This window comes from Winslowiella toletana (assembly GCF_017875465.1).
Classification (GTDB): Bacteria; Pseudomonadota; Gammaproteobacteria; order Enterobacterales; family Enterobacteriaceae; genus Erwinia; species Erwinia toletana.
Window position 1 is genome coordinate 972,855 of sequence record NZ_JAGGMQ010000001.1, and the last position, 13,785, is coordinate 986,639.

General features: G+C 54.2%; 18 protein-coding genes and 1 tRNA gene. 2 read left to right on the forward strand and 17 right to left on the reverse strand.

All coding sequences use genetic code 11. From position 1 onward, the window contains the following. Window position 1 precedes the first annotated feature (1 nt). Genes mlaA through ccmA form a run of 10 tightly spaced genes read right to left on the reverse strand, consistent with a single transcriptional unit; the run spans window position 2 to window position 7,763 of the window. On the reverse strand, window positions 2-763 hold the full coding sequence (gene mlaA / locus J2125_RS04480) for a phospholipid-binding lipoprotein MlaA (protein WP_017803369.1): 762 nt from the start codon (window positions 761-763) through the stop codon (window positions 2-4). A gap of 34 nt (window positions 764-797) precedes the next feature. Further along, complete coding sequence (gene ccmI / locus J2125_RS04485; protein WP_017803368.1) at window positions 798-2,009, reverse strand: c-type cytochrome biogenesis protein CcmI; 1,212 nt, start codon at window positions 2,007-2,009, stop codon at window positions 798-800. Beyond that, window positions 2,006-2,470, reverse strand: a complete 465-nt coding sequence (locus J2125_RS04490; protein WP_017803367.1) for a cytochrome c-type biogenesis protein — start codon at window positions 2,468-2,470, stop codon at window positions 2,006-2,008. The genes ccmI and J2125_RS04490 overlap by 4 nt, the downstream gene beginning before the upstream one ends. Continuing rightward, entirely contained in the window at window positions 2,467-3,024 is a 558-nt protein-coding gene (locus tag J2125_RS04495) for a DsbE family thiol:disulfide interchange protein (protein WP_017803366.1), read from the reverse strand. The genes J2125_RS04490 and J2125_RS04495 overlap by 4 nt, the downstream gene beginning before the upstream one ends. Continuing rightward, entirely contained in the window at window positions 3,021-4,976 is a 1,956-nt protein-coding gene (locus tag J2125_RS04500; RefSeq protein ID WP_017803365.1) for a heme lyase CcmF/NrfE family subunit, read from the reverse strand. The genes J2125_RS04495 and J2125_RS04500 overlap by 4 nt, the downstream gene beginning before the upstream one ends. Then, window positions 4,973-5,461, reverse strand: coding sequence for a cytochrome c maturation protein CcmE (ccmE, locus tag J2125_RS04505; protein WP_017803364.1), 489 nt, complete (start codon window positions 5,459-5,461; stop codon window positions 4,973-4,975). Before ccmE ends, J2125_RS04500 begins: the two co-directional genes overlap by 4 nt. After that, entirely contained in the window at window positions 5,458-5,691 is a 234-nt protein-coding gene (gene ccmD, locus J2125_RS04510; protein ID WP_017803363.1) for a heme exporter protein CcmD, read from the reverse strand. The genes ccmE and ccmD overlap by 4 nt, the downstream gene beginning before the upstream one ends. Then, the gene (locus J2125_RS04515; RefSeq protein ID WP_017803362.1) at window positions 5,688-6,431 is read right to left on the reverse strand and encodes a heme ABC transporter permease; all 744 of its coding nucleotides are present in this window, start codon (window positions 6,429-6,431) and stop codon (window positions 5,688-5,690) included. The genes ccmD and J2125_RS04515 overlap by 4 nt, the downstream gene beginning before the upstream one ends. A 55-nt stretch (window positions 6,432-6,486) precedes the next feature. Further along, window positions 6,487-7,146: a heme exporter protein CcmB gene (ccmB, locus tag J2125_RS04520; RefSeq protein ID WP_017803361.1), complete on the reverse strand. Its 660-nt coding sequence runs from the start codon at window positions 7,144-7,146 to the stop codon at window positions 6,487-6,489. Continuing rightward, window positions 7,146-7,763: a cytochrome c biogenesis heme-transporting ATPase CcmA gene (gene ccmA / locus J2125_RS04525; protein ID WP_017803360.1), complete on the reverse strand. Its 618-nt coding sequence runs from the start codon at window positions 7,761-7,763 to the stop codon at window positions 7,146-7,148. Before ccmA ends, ccmB begins: the two co-directional genes overlap by 1 nt. 249 nt (window positions 7,764-8,012) lie before the next feature. On the opposite strand from ccmA, the gene J2125_RS04530 reads away from it, so the two are divergent. Both J2125_RS04530 and J2125_RS04535 read left to right on the forward strand, forming a co-directional pair. Next, window positions 8,013-8,936 carry a formate/nitrite transporter family protein gene (locus tag J2125_RS04530; RefSeq protein ID WP_017803359.1) on the forward strand — a complete coding sequence of 308 codons (924 nt, stop codon included), beginning with the start codon at window positions 8,013-8,015 and terminating at the stop codon, window positions 8,934-8,936. 75 nt (window positions 8,937-9,011) lie between these two features. Next, window positions 9,012-9,086: transfer RNA gene (locus J2125_RS04535), tRNA-Arg, on the forward strand. A gap of 303 nt (window positions 9,087-9,389) precedes the next feature. Here J2125_RS04535 and J2125_RS04540 read toward each other — a convergent pair. From J2125_RS04540 to J2125_RS04570, 7 genes are read right to left on the reverse strand one after another with little or no spacing between them, the layout of a single operon-like run. Beyond that, complete coding sequence (locus J2125_RS04540) at window positions 9,390-9,611, reverse strand: tail fiber assembly protein (RefSeq protein ID WP_017803358.1); 222 nt, start codon at window positions 9,609-9,611, stop codon at window positions 9,390-9,392. After that, window positions 9,608-9,814: a hypothetical protein gene (locus J2125_RS04545; protein WP_017803357.1), complete on the reverse strand. Its 207-nt coding sequence runs from the start codon at window positions 9,812-9,814 to the stop codon at window positions 9,608-9,610. The genes J2125_RS04540 and J2125_RS04545 overlap by 4 nt, the downstream gene beginning before the upstream one ends. Next, window positions 9,814-10,836: a hypothetical protein gene (locus J2125_RS04550; protein WP_026112021.1), complete on the reverse strand. Its 1,023-nt coding sequence runs from the start codon at window positions 10,834-10,836 to the stop codon at window positions 9,814-9,816. Before J2125_RS04550 ends, J2125_RS04545 begins: the two co-directional genes overlap by 1 nt. After that, window positions 10,836-11,516: a baseplate wedge 1 family protein gene (locus tag J2125_RS04555; protein WP_017803354.1), complete on the reverse strand. Its 681-nt coding sequence runs from the start codon at window positions 11,514-11,516 to the stop codon at window positions 10,836-10,838. The genes J2125_RS04550 and J2125_RS04555 overlap by 1 nt, the downstream gene beginning before the upstream one ends. Next, window positions 11,513-12,712 (reverse strand): baseplate J/gp47 family protein, encoded by a 1,200-nt coding sequence (locus J2125_RS04560; RefSeq protein ID WP_017803353.1) that lies wholly within the window; start codon window positions 12,710-12,712, stop codon window positions 11,513-11,515. Before J2125_RS04560 ends, J2125_RS04555 begins: the two co-directional genes overlap by 4 nt. Then, window positions 12,712-13,065, reverse strand: coding sequence for a contractile injection system sheath initiator (locus J2125_RS04565; protein ID WP_017803352.1), 354 nt, complete (start codon window positions 13,063-13,065; stop codon window positions 12,712-12,714). The genes J2125_RS04560 and J2125_RS04565 overlap by 1 nt, the downstream gene beginning before the upstream one ends. After that, on the reverse strand, window positions 13,062-13,718 hold the full coding sequence (locus J2125_RS04570) for a Gp138 family membrane-puncturing spike protein (protein ID WP_026112020.1): 657 nt from the start codon (window positions 13,716-13,718) through the stop codon (window positions 13,062-13,064). The genes J2125_RS04565 and J2125_RS04570 overlap by 4 nt, the downstream gene beginning before the upstream one ends. Window positions 13,719-13,785: the final 67 nt, after the last annotated feature.

A 13,785-nucleotide genomic window follows, 5' to 3' on the forward strand; every position in this document is an offset into this window, starting at 1 on the left:
TTTACTCAGCGTCGATATCGTTCAGCTCACCCTGAATCGCCGAAGCATTCGGGTTCTCTTGCGGCTGCAGCTTACCGCCGTTCGCCAGGAAGTCATGGCGCTGGAAATAAGCATTACGCACAAAGGCGTAAGGATCTTTGGTATTACGCAGCATCGCATCGGAATCCAGCAGCTGGGCGCGCGTTTCAACCCCTTCAAACACCCATTTCCCTGCCGACATCCAGAAGGTCAGCCAGCTCAGCGCCGGATAGAGATTATCCACATAGTCGCCGCCATCTTCACGCGGCGTGACGCTACCATAGGCAGGCAACACCACATAAGGGCCATAACCAACACCGTAAGAACCCAGTGTGCCACCAAAGCGTTGCGGCTCTTCACGCGCCAGTTTCGGGTTCGCCATTCCGGCGACATCAATAAAGCCGCCCATCCCTAACAGGGTATTCAGGAAGAAGCGGTTAAAGTGGATCGCCCCGCGATACGGGTCGCCACGCAGGAAGGAGTTCACCATCGCCGCCGGTTCATCCAGGTTACCAAGGAAGTTGCCCAGTCCGGTACGCGCAGGCGTCGGCACATAATCACGCCAGGCCACCGCCACAGGACGCAAAACATAGGGATCCAACAGGTTATAGTTGAAATTAAACATGGTGCGGTTAAAACCTTCCAGCGGATCGGAACGCCCTTGTGGCTCGTTCGCATCATTGGAACTGGCGCAACCCATTAACAGCACACTTGCCAGTGCCAACCCCGTCAGGCGGTAATTCATGTTGTTCTCCCTGTATTCTCTATTTTAAGGCGCTTCAGGGCTGCTGCCGATCGATGGCAACAGACAGCTGCTGATGACCATCGTATGGCGTCGCTGCACTTTCACCCAGCCAGTCGCCCGACTGAGGATTGGCGCTGCCATTGCGCGAAATGCGAACCCGTACCCTGACCTGATGCTGCGCCGAAAGCAGGCGATCCGGCATCATGGCGTTGCTGTCATCCAGCGTCAGCGATAACGGAAAATGACTCAGCGGCAGTTTTTTCACCGCCACCGGTACCGGTGAAACCCCGTCAGAAACAGAAATATACAATACTCCGCCTTCGGGTAACATTTTTTCTGCCGCCGCTGACAGCTTAACGGTCAGCGCCAGCTTGCTATTTTGCTCACCTGAATCAGTTTTCGCCTGCTCAATGCTGCGCTGGATCATCTCAATGCGACGGTCTCCGGCTGGCAACAGCGTCAGCATCTGCTGCCATCCGGCGATAGCGCGATCGTAATGCTGTTGCTGGTAAGCATTGAAAGCTAACAGGCCCAGCACCCGCAGATTCTGGCTATCCTCTTTCTGCATCGCCAGCAGCATCACTTCAGCTTCACGATTGTCCTGCGCATCGCCGGAACGCGTCAGTACTTCAGCATAGCTGAGTTTAACTTCCTGATTGCCCGGCGACAGTTGCAATGCGTGCTGAAATGCCTGGCCTGCAGTGGTGGGGTTATTCAGCACCATGCCGATGCGTCCCAGCATCATCCAGTCATCAAGATTCGTGGGATCGGTTTGCAGTTCGCTGCGAATACCCAGACCGAGGCGCGCCAGCTCTTCCATTGATAACGGCCTGCCATCAGGATCCATCACCCGCCCACGCAGCGCCGGCAAATCGTTTTTCACCTGCTGCCAGGCCATTAACTGCGGCAGGCCGCCAACGTTAAAATAGAGTGCAAGGCTGACGATAAAAATCAGCAGCACGCCTGGCAACAACACCCAGCGGCTGACGCTGCGCGCCTGCGGATAAGCGCCATCCGGAATATCGGTTAACAGCGTCTGTTGCAGTTCCCGCACCATCTCAGGCCGTTCCGCTACCACGCCCTGCGCTTCATCCTGTTCCAGCTCCTGTAAACGCTGATGGTAGAAAGCGGTATTCAGCTTATCGCGCTCTGCTGCACTGGCGTTACGGCTGCGCCAGCCGGCGATCAGCAGCAGCGCGCTGGCAGCCAGTAACAGCGCGATAAGAGTTAGCCAAAACCCGCTCATGATTGCTTCCTGTTGTTCTTCAGTAATCTGTCCAGACGCTGCTGTTCTGCAGCATCAAACTGCGCTTGTTGCGTCGGTTGCGGTCTGCGGCTGCGCAAAATAATCACCAGCGCGCCCAGCAGCACAAACAGCACCGGGCCGGCCCACAGAATCAGGGTGGACGCGGTCAGCGGCGGCTGATAAGTAACAAAATTGCCATAGCGCGCCACCATATAGTCGGTGATCTGCTGCTTGCTCTGTCCCTGCTTCATTAGCTGATAGACTTTCAGGCGCATGTCACCAGCGATCATCGCATTGGAATCGGCAATACTGTTGTTCTGGCATTTCGGGCAGCGCAGCGATTCGGTCAGCTGGCGATACTGCTGCTCCTGCTCCACCGAATCAAACTGCAGGGTATCGATAGCGGCAAAGGCGCTGAAGCTCAACACCATCGCCACCAGCAGGGTCATTATGGCTTTCATTTAACTGACTCCTGGCGATATTTATCCCATAGCGGTTTGACTTCCTGCTGCCAGACGCGCTCATTCATATCGCCCGCATGGCGATAGCGGATAATGCCGTTGCCATCGATCAGAAAGGTTTCCGGTGCACCATAGACGCCGAGATCCAGCCCCAGCATACCGTTGCCGTCATACAGACTCAGCGCATACGGATTCCCCAGCGTGTTCAGCCAGTTCACCGCTTTTTGCCGGTTATCTTTATAGTTAAGCCCCACCACGCGGATCCCCTGTTGCGCCAGCGTATTAAGATATTGGTGCTCAGCGCGGCAGGTCGGGCACCAGGTCGCCCAGACATTCAGCAGAATCGGCTGGCCATCATTCAGTACTGCCTGATCGTAGATCTTGCCAGGCTGATCGAGGGATTCCAGTTTAAATTGCGGCACCGGTTTACCTATCAGCGCCGACTCCAGCAGCGTAGGATCGTCACCACTGGCATTTCGCGACAGCTGGTATAACAGCGCCGCCGCCAGCAGCAAAAACAGTACCAGCGGAATATAGAGAATATTCTTATTCATGCTGGCTCCTGCTGCACTTTTTTACGCGAGCGATAACGTGGATCGAGCAGACACAGAATGCCGCCCAGCGCCATAAACAGGCCGCCAGACCAGATCCAGCGGACAAAAGGCTTATAGTAGATGCGCACGGCCCACGAATTATCGTCCAGCTCTTCGCCCAGCGCGGCATAGAGGTCGCGGGTAAATCCACCGTCAATCGCCGCTTCGGTCATCATCGATCGCGTAACGCTGTAGAAGCGTTTCTCTGCATGCAGCGTCGCTTCATGTTTGCCATTGCGTGTGACATCAATCAACGCCACGCCGCCGCTGTAGTTGGCGCCCTGCAAACTACGCAGATCGCGGAACACAAAGTGGTAGTTATGAATATCAACGCTGTCGCCCGCTTTCATACGCACATCGCGTTCAACGCTGTAGTTCTGACTAAAGGCAATACCAATAATCGTTACCGCCACGCCGAGATGCCCCAGCACCATTCCCCAGTGACTACGCGAAAGATGACGCAGTCCGCGCAGCAGTGAGTGGCGATGAGTGGCGCGTTCATGCAGTTCCATCAGCGTCAGAATAATCACCCACAGCGACATCATCAGCCCGACGACCGTCATCGCTTCAATACGGTCCTGCATCAGCCACGGCAGCAGAATCGATAACACCAGCGTGGTCAGCATCGCCAGCGCCAGCCGCTTCCACAATTTTTGTGGCTCATCGCGACGCCAGCGCACCAGCGGACCGATACCCAGCGCCAGCGCCAGCGGCGCCATCAGCCAGCTGAACATGGTATTAAAGAAGGGTTCGCCGATCGAGATGGTTCCCAGTCCCAGCTGCTTATGCACCAGCGGCAGCAGGGTTCCCAGCAACACCACCAGCATGGCGGCAATCAGCAATACGTTATTGCCCAGCAGGAAAGATTCGCGCGACCAGATTTCGTTCAGCACCCGGCTGCGTACCTTGCCACCCTTGATGGCGTACAGCAGCAGCGAGCCGCCGATCACAATCACCAGGAAAGCGAGGATAAACATGCCGCGCGCCGGATCCGAGGCAAAAGCATGTACCGAAACCAGCACCCCGGAGCGCACCAGGAAAGTGCCCAGCAGGCTGAGCGAGAACGCAGTAATCGCCAGCAACACCGTCCAGGCTTTAAAGGTGCCGCGTTTTTCAGTGACCGCCAGCGAGTGAATTAGCGCGGTACCGGCCAGCCATGGCATAAACGAGGCATTTTCCACCGGATCCCAGAACCACCAGCCGCCCCAGCCCAGTTCATAGTAGGCCCATGCCGATCCCAGCACGATGCCAATCGTCAGAAACACCCAGGCCGCAGTGGTCCATGGCCGCGACCAGCGCGCCCAGGCGGTATCAAGACGACCGGCCATCAGCGAGGCGATAGCAAAGGCGAAAGCCACTGAGAAACCGACATAGCCCATATACAGCAGCGGCGGATGGAAGATCAGGCCGATATCCTGCAACATCGGATTCAGATCGCTGCCGTCAATCGGGAAGTCCGGCAGGGTGCGGGTAAAGGGATTGGATGTCAGGGTGATAAACAGCAAAAAGCCGAGGTTAATCATGCCCATTACCGCCAGCACGCGAGCAATCGCATCCAGCGGCATCGCGCGACTAAACAGCGCCACCAGCAACGTCCAGCCGCTCAGCAACAGTACCCATAACAGCAGCGAGCCTTCATGCGCCCCCCAGGTAGCGGCGATACGATAGTAAACCGGCAACAGGGTGTTGGAGTTAGTGGCCACATAAGCAACGCTGAAATCGTTGATAATAAAGGCATGCACCAGCAGCACAAAGGCGCCGAGAATACAGGCAAACAGCCCGTAACTTAACGGACGCGCCAGCGCCATCAGCCGCGCATCCTGACGACTGGCGCCCCACAGCGGATAGATACTTAACAGCAGTGACAGCGCCAGCGCCAGGCAAAGCAGAAAACTGCCGATTTCAGGCATCATGACTGGCCACCTTGCGCCTGCTGATACGCATCAGCCGGGCGTTTATGATTCTTTTTCATTGCGTCTTCGATTTCCGGCGGGGTGTATTTTTCATCGTGTTTGGCCAGCACCTCTCTGGCATTGACCAGATTGCCCGGCTCCAGCACCCCCTGCGCCACCACGCCCTGCCCTTCGCGGAACAGATCTGGCAGGATGCCTTCATAGCTGACGCTGATCACGCCATTGGCGTCATACAACTTAAACGACACGCGCAGGGTCTGCGGATCGCGTTTTACGCTGCCCGGCATCACCATGCCGCCGACGCGTAAACGCTGTCCTGGCTCGGGTTTTTCCTGCGCCTCACCTTTGCCATTAATAATTTCACCGGGGGTATAGAACAGATCGATATTGGCGCGCAGCGCATACATCACCAGTGCGGTGGCCAGGCCAAGACCGATTAATATCGCCAGCACCAGATATAAGCGATTTTTACGACGGGTATTCACTGTTGCTCTCCAGCTGTAGCAGAGGCGGATGGTCTGTTTTTGGCCGCGCGAATACGTTGTTCACGCGACTGACGCTGGCGAATTTCCGCCAGCAGACGACGACGCTGTAAACCGGTGTGCAGAAACAGCGCGCCAAGGGGGATCAGGGTAAAAGCCACCGCCAGCCAGACATAAAAGGCATAGCCGCCCATCGCCAGGAAATCGTGCCAGGAAGAGAAAGCCGGGGTCATGCTTTACGCCCTCCCTTTGCCGCTACGGCGGCCACCCACGGACGGTGGCGCTCGCTCAGCAACAGCAGATTGCGCAGACGCATCAGCGTCAGGGCGATAAACACCAGCAGATAACCGAGGATCGACCAGCGCAGCGGAGTACGCATACTCGGCGCAATCGCCTGTTGCAACATGCCGGAAGATCCCTGATGCAGGGTATTCCACCACTGCACGGAGTAGTGAATGATCGGCAGATTCACCACGCCGACCAGAATCAGGATGCCGGCAGCGCGTCCGGCAACGCGGCGATCGTCAAAGGCGCTATAGAGCGCAATCACGCCCATATAAAGGAACAGCAACACCAGTTCGGACGTCAGCCGCGCATCCCAGATCCACCAGGTGCCCCACATCGGCTTGCCCCAGGCAGAACCGGTGACCAGCGCGATAAAGGTAAATACCGCACCGACTGGCGCCATCGCCGCCGCGGCGAGATCGGCGCTTTTGATCTGCCACACCAGGCCCACAATCGCCGCAAGCGCCATTGAGGCATAGATGCCCATCGACCACATCGCCGCAGGCACATGGATATAGATGATGCGATAACTGTCACCCTGCTGATAGTCGGCTGGTGCGAAAGCAAAGCCCCAGACCCAGCCAAGCAACAGGCTTGCCAGACCGGCAATGGTAAACCAGGGTGCCAGTTGCCCGCTGAGCTGATAAAGCCGTTCGGGCTTTGCCAGCTGATGTAGCCATTTCCACATGATTTTTAGCGCTCACAATAAAAAAATAAAATTTTAGTTTTTATAGTTCAGACGGTTAATGCACGCTGATCCGTAATGCCGCCGCGGTGGCAAAAGGCGCCAGCGTCGCGCTGCCAGCCAGCATCGCGCCAAGAATCGCCAGATAACCATCAACCGGCAGTCCCATTGCAGCAGCATCAATCGCCGCAGTGGCAAAAATCAGAACCGGTATTGCCAGCGGCAATACCAGCAAACTTAACAGTACGCCGCCACGGCGCAGGCCAACGGTTAACGCCACGCCAATCGCACCGAGAAAACTTAGCGTCGGGGTGCCAAGCAGCAGCGTCAGCGCCATCGCGCGCCAGCTGGTAAAATCCAGTGACAACAATAGCGCCGCCAGCGGCGACAGCAATAACAGCGGCAACCCTGTAATCATCCAGTGCGCCACAATTTTGCCTGTCACTATTATCGGCAGTGGCGTCGGTAACAGTAAAAGTTGCTCCAGCGACCCATCAACAAAGTCGTCGCGGAACAGACGCTCAAGCGCCAGCAAAGAGGACAGCAGCGCCGCAACCCAGACAATGCCCGGCGCAATCCGCGCCAGCAGCTGCGGCTCCGGGCCAATCCCCAGCGGAAACAACGTAATCACAATCAGGAAAAACCACAGCGGATTAATAATCTCCGCACTGCTGCGAAAGGCGATTTGCAGTTCACGTTTAATCACACGCCACAGCATCAGATCGCCCCCGCACTGGTCAGCTGGATTTTGCGTACCGCCTGATAAGCGGCCGGAAGATCCTGGTGAGTAGTGACAATCACCGCCCCGCCCTGCTGCGCATGCCGGATAAACAGGGCCATTAATTTTTCCACGCCGGATTTATCGATAGCGGTTAACGGTTCATCGAGGATCCACAGCGTCGCGCGGCTCAGCCATAAGCGCGCCAGGGCAACCCGTCGCTGCTGTCCGGCGGATAGCTGGGCCACCGCCACATCCTCAAAGCCGACCAGATCGACGGCTTCCAGCGCGGCAAACAGTTGCTGCTCAGTGCATTGCGGATGGTAAAAGGCCAGATTTTCCAGCGGCGTCAATACCGCTTTTACTCCGGGCTGATGGCCAAGATAGAGTAACTCTGCATGCCACTGTTCGCGCTGATAACGAATATCCTGCTGACGCCACAGTACATTGCCGCTTTCGGCCTGACTCAGGCCCGCTAACAGACGTAATAAAGAAGTTTTGCCAGCGCCATTTGGCCCTTCAATCTGCACAATATCGCCAGCTGAAACGATAAAGTTCAGCTCGCTGAACAGAAATCGCTCATCACGCAGGCATGTCAGATTTTTTGCTTCCAGCATCGGGGAGAGAGTCACACTAACAATGAAGATCAGAATAGTAACATAAGCAATGGTTAGTTAGCAGCCTCAGCATCCATCTCCATAAGCATTGCAGGGCCATTTAATGCTTAATTATGCCGTTTTTGCTGAAAAAATCGCCAAAGTTAAAGCTTTGTTACCTTTCTTATAGTTTGACGTTACATTTCTTCAGCCCGGTAAAAAACCGCTACGCTTAACACAGACTATTTCAGGTTATTTCCGGGGAAAATCATGGCGGCAGATAAAAACAACGATCAGGAAGTTGAAAGTGAAGAGCACGAACAGGGAAAAGAGATCGAGGTAGATGAAGAGGCACTGCCCTCCGCAGCGGCGGCGGTGCATGAGCAGATTCGACAGGACGGGGAAAAAGAGCTGGAACGCGACAGCATGGCGCTGTTGTGGTCAGCGATTGCCGCCGGATTATCGATGGGCGCGTCGCTGATGGCGAAAGGTATTTTTCAGGTACATCTTGCCGGTGTGCCGGGCGGTTTTCTGCTGGAGAATCTCGGCTACACCTTTGGCTTTGTTATTGTGATTATGGCGCGTCAGCAGCTCTTTACCGAAAATACCGTTACGGCGGTATTGCCGATTATGCATAAACCGACCGGCAGTAACTTTCTGCTGCTGTTCCGGCTATGGGGCATTGTGCTGGCAGGCAATCTGGTGGGCACCGGCCTCGGCGCGCTGGCCTTTAATCATATGCCCATCTTTGATGAAGCCACGCGTGCCGCCTTTACTCATATCAGTGAAAAAGTGATGGAAAACAGTCCGGGGGAGATGTTTGCCAATGCGGTAATTTCCGGCTGGATTATCGCCACTATGGTGTGGATGTTTCCCTCCGCCGGTTCGGCGAAAATTATCGTGATTATTATGATGACCTGGCTGGTGGCGTTGGGAGATTTAGCGCATATCGTGGTGGGATCGGTGGAGGTGCTGTATCTGGTGTTTAGCGGCGCCATCAGCTGGCATCAATTCTTCTGGCCGTTTGCGCTGCCGACGCTGGCGGGTAATATCATTGGCGGCACCTTTATCTTCGCCCTGATTAGTCATGCGCAGATCCGCAATGAAATTAGCCTGAAAGCGAAGGCAGAGGCGGCCGCGAAGAAGAAACAGGCCGCTGGTAACGAGAAGAACGCGGAAAATAGTCAGTCGTAATTGCTGACAGAATGAGCAAACAGGCGGGTAAGTGGTTAATCTGCGTGTAAAAACGCGCTATACTCCCCCGCCTTGGTCCCCTTAGTTAAATGGATATAACGAGCCCCTCCTAAGGGCTAGTTGCAGGTTCGATTCCTGCAGGGGACACCATGTTCGAGTAACCGCGCATTGCCCACCGTCACCAAAACCCTCTTAACTGAAGCACTCATGCGAAATCATTGTTACCCGAGATTGCCCGGAAGTAAGCCTAACGAAGACTCGCACTAAACAGTCTCAGGACAGAATGAAACTCCTGATTGAGCTGCGTAAAGCTCATTCATCACACTTCAAAATATATATACAGTATTATTAATTAATATGATCGTTTAAATGGCTTGTTGCGGCAGGTCGGTAGGAGATTGAATGGCAGGAATATTTATTTGATGGAAGTGCCCGGCGTTACCGGGCTATGAATTATGCGGCTGGAGAGGCAGGCCATGCAGGAGGGTTTTCAGCAGAAACTATAGATGTGTTAACAGCAGACAGGGCGTCACTATAATCCAGCCAGGCGTTAAGTGATTTGGTTTCTGCGTCAGTTAACTTCCTGTCCATCAATAACTTAGTCTGCCATACAGCAATCGAATTGGCTACGTTGTCCAGTTGATACTTTTTATCTGCCTCAGCACGGGCAATCATTTCTTCATCAGAGTTTCAACAACGGGAGGGGGTGAAAAAACACCTTCATTAAAAGTGTCTCCAATCTGACATAGCTGATTTCCACAAAAAATAGCCTCGAATCCATCACCGGGGAACCATTCAGGCTGCGCATCTTTATCCCACAAGACGGTATTAACTACATTATTTTCGCTGTTAATTACTGCAAAAGCTTCTACTGACATTATGCATACTCCTCTATAATAACCACTCCCGCAGTCCCAGCTACGCCTGAGTTTGCAGCCAGGCCTGGGCCAATAGAAATTCCGCTGGCACCTGAACCATAACCTGTACCTAAACTCGGCGCTGGCGGAAATCCTTGACCAAATCCTCCCGCCCCAACCAATGAATTACCGCCGGATCCTGCAATGACGTTTCCTGACGGGAAAATAAATGCATACCCGCCTGGTGTACCGCGCACATTTAAAATTGTCCCGCCAGTTGCAATAGCACCCGGTGCGGCATTTCCTGTCACCGCAGTACTACCACTTGCTATTGCTGGCACACCTGCTGACCCCGAACCGCCTGGAGCGGTGATAAGCGAACCAAAAATTGTCGCGCCTCCTGTACCTCCTGGGTTATTACCAGCTGCACCAGCGCCTCCTGCGCTGCCGATGGTACATAAAACAGGAGCAGATACCGAGTAAAAACCCACTGCCGAACTACCGCCCGCTCCGCCGCCAGATGCACAGTACTGAGTAGATGATGTAGCTGCCACGCCGCCGCTACCTCCGCCGCCACCGACTGCCGTTACTTTAATTTTTTTGGTTCCTGTAGTTGGTGTATAAGTACCTGATGAGGTAATCACAGCAATATTTAAAAGCCTTCCAGAATAGCCAGATGTATCGGCTAACCCGAGATTTATACAGGCCGCGCTCTTTGCTGCTGCACTCGAAAACTCAGAGAGATTATTCGTTTTTTGCAGGAAATCATTCGCTGAATTTGCCTTAAGAGCCGTGATAAAATTAGCTAATAGTGTGGTTGCACTCCCATTATCAAGAACATCAACACCTGCTTTATCTGAAATAAATTGCGCCAATACAGAAGCAACAAATGTCGACTGCCGAAGTGCTTTATTGATTTGCGCTGAGGATGCTTTACCAGCTTGAAAACCAGTAACAAGCGCTGCCAGCGCTTCATAATCCGTCTGTGAAATGACGTTTGCACCTGAGCCAATAGCAAAGGGTTTTATATTGTTTACAGCCATTATAGTGTATTCTCCCATGCACCAATATCGAATCCCGAGATGTACTCGTTATCCATATCAAAACCAAAAAATTTATTTCCTTCCGATGGTGTTTCAATGGAAGGGGTTTGAATATCTCCGGCCCACACACCCGCAGCCTTGACCGTTAAATATCCCTGTTTAATGGCAGCGATTAATTCCAGAGATACATCAGAAATATCGTTCTCAGGAAAGACCCAGACTGAAATGGTCATATCCTGATTATCAACAATCTGCATACGCAAATCGGAGCCGCTAAGCGCAGTGTCAAGAATCAGCGGCAGTGAGTCGTTACTGCCATCCCAGTTATTAATGGCGATTTTCGCCTTCAGAATAACGCGATAGGTTTCATCACTCAGGCTGGTATAACCGCTGTCAGGATCGTATGGTCCCTGCCATACCCCCTGGTCATAGCCGAGTCCATCGACATCCAGAGAAAAATAGACCCCGGCAATTGGCTGACTGACAACCCGGCTGCGCCCAATCCACTGCCCCAAAATATCCAGTTGCACACCGACGGCTTCATCAATATCAAAAGCAGTGATAAGGGATTTTGCCGTGGTTAAAGTGTCGGTCAGTGGCCGGGTGGAGAGATCGAGATGGTCAACAAACAGCGGTTTACCGCGGTGATAGTTGCTTATCAGGTCAGTATATTTGCTCATGAAGTCACCGTGAGGGTGATATTCGCAGTTGAGCAGGATGCTGACTGATTAAAGGCGATATCAATATTCGCTGCCGCGACGCTGGCGGCAGACTTACCGATACGCAGATCGGTAATATCGTAATAACGACTCGCCCCGCCGCTTACCACCCCAAGATTTGCCGGTGACCAGAGCCGACTGAGCAGCACATCATCGCCAATCGCCAGCGAATTAATCCAGGCCGCCATCGCCGCTTTAATCTCTTCACCAACCTGCGAGGTATAACCGGTAAAAGCGCGCAGAGTCAGGATGATAAATACCGGTACGTCACTTGAGCGCGAGAAAGCGATGCTGTGCGGGTTGCCGTACAGATCGTTTACCATCACGGAGGTCGTGCCGAAAGTCGCGACCCCTTGCCCTTTTTTGCTGCGCAGCGTGCCGGCAATCGCTGTCGCATCGCCACCGTCGACAATCGCCGCAATGGAGTGCGCTGGTAACTGGTTGGCATCCATGCTGCTGGTATCGTTCTCGTAGAGCTTATGACGCGTGACCCCGGCGATATTTGCCAGCGCGCCGTCAACCGCGTCAAACGGCGTCAGCGACGGCAATGCCACGCTCTGGGTTTGCCGTCGCCGCAATTCGGCATCAGTTTCCGCAGCGCTGCCAATAGTGGCAGCCGTCGCATTGCTGACCGATGTCCAGCCGCGTGTCGGGGTGTTGATTTGATTCACCGATCCAATAGCTGCCGCTATGGCGCCGGATATGGCGCTGGTGGCGGTAATGGTCACCGATCCGCTGGTGCCAATCGTCACGCTGGCGGGCAGATTCCATACCACCCTATTGGCATCCATGACCGAACCATCGACGATAGTGACGCCGATGGTTCCGCTTAGGGTGACATCTACCGTGGAATGGGTGGCGGCCTGACGGGTAATACCGTTAATTTTTACATTACGACTCAGCGCGTCAGACATCGCCGTTGCAGGAGAGAATGAGTTATAGCAGGCAATAGCGCTGTTATTGGCATCGTGAATCGCCAGCGCCACCAGCGCCACCATCTGACCATCCTTGCTGTCTGGTTCGAGGTAAACATCGGTGCCGTAAATCTGCTGAAAATAACCGGTTATCGTAGTGAGTATTGTCTGATAATCGGGCGCACTTATCCCTGAGGCGGTCACCGTAGCGGAGAGCCCCAGCGTATCAAGATTGAGAGCCATTATGCCTCGCTTGTGACGGTTGTCGTACCGTAGAGAGTGTCGATGGTGGCGCTAAATACCACCCGACGTGAGGAGCTATTAACCATGGTGTCGAAGGCAATGATGGCGTTGACGCCCGGCGTCTCCAGAATGCGCTGGCGGATCGCCAGGTTGTAGCTTTCCGCCTGCTGCTTACCCAGTACCGACTGCATCCAGGGTGTGCCAGCCGTGGTATCGAGAAACCACTGTCCGGACCACAACAGAAAACGCGTTTTCACCGCCTGAGCCACACACTGAGGTGAGTTAATCAGCCAGCTGTTGTCACCCTGGCCAAAGCTGTAATCACCGGCTGCGTCTTCGCGTCGATATCTCATTGTGGCCCCCCGGTATTGCTGCCGCCGGATTGCACGCCACCATGGGTATGCCCGCTCTGACTGATACCGGCAGCAATCTGATCGCCGCTGGAGGTGACAGATCCATTTACCTGCAGGTCGCCTTCGATGGTAACCAGCGCTGATTTGATCGTCACCCGCCCGCCCTGCGTCAGTTCGATAAAGCTGTTGCCGTCATCGGTTCTGACTTGCACGGCGCTGGTGCTGATATGGCTGATTTTCTCGGCCTGCGACTGCGGGCCAACCAACGCAAAAGCATCAGAGAGATCGTGCATGCGTGGATCAACCGGTTCCTGAATGCCGCCGTTCTGCCACCAGAAATCGATACAGCGATCGCTAAACAGCACCAGACACTCATCGCCTTTATTAACCGGAAAGGTCATCGTGCAACCGCCGCCGCGCGGGAAGACTACCGGCACATCCAGCAACAGCGGCAGTTCAGTGGACAACGTATTTCCCAGTTGATCAGGCGCTGAGCCTTTAATCGCCGGTTGCACGGTGCAGGTGACGGTTTCGGCATTAAACGACTGAATAATGCCGGGCAGTGACACCCGCATCATTGAGAAAACAGAGTTCGCCAGCGCGTCAAAGGATTGCTGTTGACCGCCAGCCGGTATTTGTAGGGAAACGGGCATATTTCCTCCAATAAAAAACCCGCCGCAGCGGGTCAGTGAATAATATCGGTAACGCAATAATGACGAT